This window comes from Protofrankia sp. CiP3 (assembly GCF_917627345.1).
In the GTDB taxonomy this organism is placed as follows: Bacteria; Actinomycetota; Actinomycetes; order Frankiales; family Frankiaceae; genus Protofrankia.
Genome location: NZ_CAKJTM010000191.1, coordinates 2,822 through 5,332, shown reverse-complemented (window position 1 = coordinate 5,332; position 2,511 = coordinate 2,822). Strand labels below are relative to the sequence as shown.

The window sequence follows — 2,511 nt, the reverse complement described above, 5'->3', positions numbered from 1 at the left end:
CGATGCAGGATAACTCGACTGACCTCATCCAACGAGACACCCGCCATTTCCACACATTCATCGATCATTTTTGGGACGGCCATCATTGCGTATTCCTTCGCCGCCCGGCCATCCATGCGGAATAGGTGCTCCTCGCGCCGGTATACATCCTCGCTCAACGGCAAGCGGGTGCCGCCAGCCGGAACTTCTACAAGCCCCGCCAACCCCCCATCACAGGTTAGACTGTACCCGATAATCCCGTATCCGTCCGGCACTGGACCGAGAACTGTAGCGCCGGCACCATCGCCGAACAGCGAGACTGTCTTTCGGTCAGCTCGGTTCATGATACGCGAGTAAGAGTCAGCTCCCACGACGAGAGCGTGGTCGCGACTGCTACGCGGACCGCTTGCGCCACCGGCGAGAAGCATCCCAGCGGCCGCGATGCACCCATAGACATAGCCGCTGCATACCGCATTGATGTCGAATGCGGCGCCGCTGGGGAGAGCTAGTTCACGCTGGACATGAGCCGCCGTCCCCGGTAGCGGTTGGTCGGGAGTGCTCGTGGCGACCGCGAGAAGTCCTATCTTCTCGGAGGCGCATCCAGCATCCCGCAGCGCTCTTCGGGCAGCATTGACTGCCAGATCAGATGTAGCCTCCCCCACAGCAGCATATCGACGGCTGCGCACCCCTGTGCGATCGTGTACCCACTCCGGTTCAGTATCGGCCCATTCAGCGATCTGACCGTTGTCAATTTCCGTCTCCGGCGCGTAGTAGCCCACGCCCAGCACTCCGATACCCATCTCACCCTCCTCGCCGCCGGCCATATTTTTTACTGGTTATGTTTTATCAACTCCGCACCATATTATTCAATTTGAATTAGTATGACCTGCATCACTTAAGAAAAACTTGCTCTTTGTCAAACAAGGGAGATCTCAATAAAATTTACCAGCACAGCTAAACCCAAAAACTTTTGAGACAAGGCTTCAGCTAAGTAGCCGGAATGAAATAACCCGTTCATTTTGAGCCTTCCGCAGGCCCGCGACCTGCGAAGATGCCCCCAAGGATGCATTTTGTTACTTCATTACAGATCCCAAGTGGGATGAGAACAGGTACGTTAGAATGGGACGATGAAAGACGGTATCATGATAGGAATAACGATCGCCTCTTCCTAGCAACCTCACTGATCTACCACACATGTGAGGACCGTCGATAATGAGCTGATAAAGCGGTTCAGGACACGATGGACTCAAGTTGATTTGAGCTCTGTGGCCGATTTCATGGAGGGGCTCGCATCGAGCGATCAGTCTTCGAAGGGTAGCTACATCGATGATCGAATTCCGTTTCGGTGCCTACGGGTTTGGAGAAGGTCTCAGCGGCGGCCTGCTGGGTATGGCGCTGCAGGTAGACCACGGCAGCGATCACGAGAGCACCACCAAAGATCTCCATGGCCCCAAGGGCCTGGTGCAGCCACAACCATGCAAGGATCCCACTGACCACTGGTTCCAGGGAGATGTTCACCGCGCCGGCTTGCGGTCCCACCCTGGCGATACCCCAAGCGAAGAGCGCGAACGGCGCCAGGGTTCCCAGCAGGCTGACGAACAGAATCGCCGGGTACTCCTCATGACGGGCGAGGATGTGCGGGACGCCGTGCGGTAGCAGGATCGCTGTCCAGGCGACGCTGGACACCAGAAAAGCGTAGGTATTGGCGCGGACAGCGCCGTACGCCTGAGTCGCTTTGGCCCCCAGCAGCGAGAACGCCGCCACCGCCGCGGCCGCCCCCATTCCCAGAGCGATGCCGAGCAGGTTGAGCCGGTGCACGGGGGTGTTCGGCAGCCGGACGACCAGCGCGACCCCGACCAGCGCTGCGGCAAGCCCGAGCGCGACCCGGACGGTCAGCCGCTGACGGCCCCGCAACGCCAGCCAGCCCAGCACAAAGCTCGGGGCCAGATTCTGCAGCACCAGGGCGACAGCCACCGGGAGACGGGCGATGGCCATGAACAGAAATCCATTTGCCGCGCCCACCGCAAGACCGAAAGCGACTACCAGCCACAGGCTGTTCCGAGGCAGTTGCCCGCGTCGGCCGTCACCGCGTCCCGGCAGAGCGGTCGTCACACATACCATGCCGAGCGCTGTCAAGAGCGTCCGACTCGCCACCAGCTCAACCGGATCCACCCCCTGCTCGAACAGGTATCCGGCTACCGTGCCGCCGGCACCCCACAGGACGGTCGCCGCCAGCACGGCGGACATTCCGGTGACCGTCGGCGATCCCCTCTGACGCAGCCGGGGACAACGCCGACCAGCATGTCGGCTGACCGGTCCGCCCGAAGGGGTGAGCTCACCGCTAACGGCAGAACCATCCCGCCGGCCGGCTCGATCGATCATCCGCACGGCCCATCCCTCACGTTGATGTCGACCAAGCACCTCATCACCCCGTTCCCTGACGTCCTCGACCCGAAAGCTCCGGCTGAGTGGTCGGCGCTGGAAGTTCATCCAGGGCCTGCCGGCGCCAGGCGTCGCCTCGCGTCGTTGTCA

The 2,511-nt window shown here is 60.9% G+C and carries 3 protein-coding genes; 1 reads left to right on the top strand and 2 read right to left on the bottom strand.

What is annotated here, in order from left to right; translation table 11 throughout:
* Nucleotides 1-803 (bottom strand): 3-oxoacyl-ACP synthase III family protein (locus MJ797_RS25940; protein ID WP_239342251.1); only part of this gene is annotated, 803 nt, incomplete at its 3' end.
* Nucleotides 804-1,254: 451 nt separating this feature from the next.
* A complete protein-coding gene (locus MJ797_RS25935; protein WP_239342250.1) occupies nt 1,255-2,226 on the bottom strand; it encodes a DMT family transporter in 972 nt (323 codons plus the stop codon).
* 54 nt (nt 2,227-2,280) lie between these two features.
* Between MJ797_RS25935 and MJ797_RS25930 the strand changes: the two genes are divergently transcribed.
* Nucleotides 2,281-2,511 (top strand): hypothetical protein (locus MJ797_RS25930; RefSeq protein ID WP_239342249.1); only part of this gene is annotated, 231 nt, incomplete at its 3' end.

What these genes read in the sequence shown, in the direction of transcription:
- MJ797_RS25935 (WP_239342250.1), bottom strand. Translation starts at nt 2,226, where the DNA reads ATGTCCGCCGTGCTGGCGGCGACCGTCCTGTGGGGTGCCGGCGGCACG.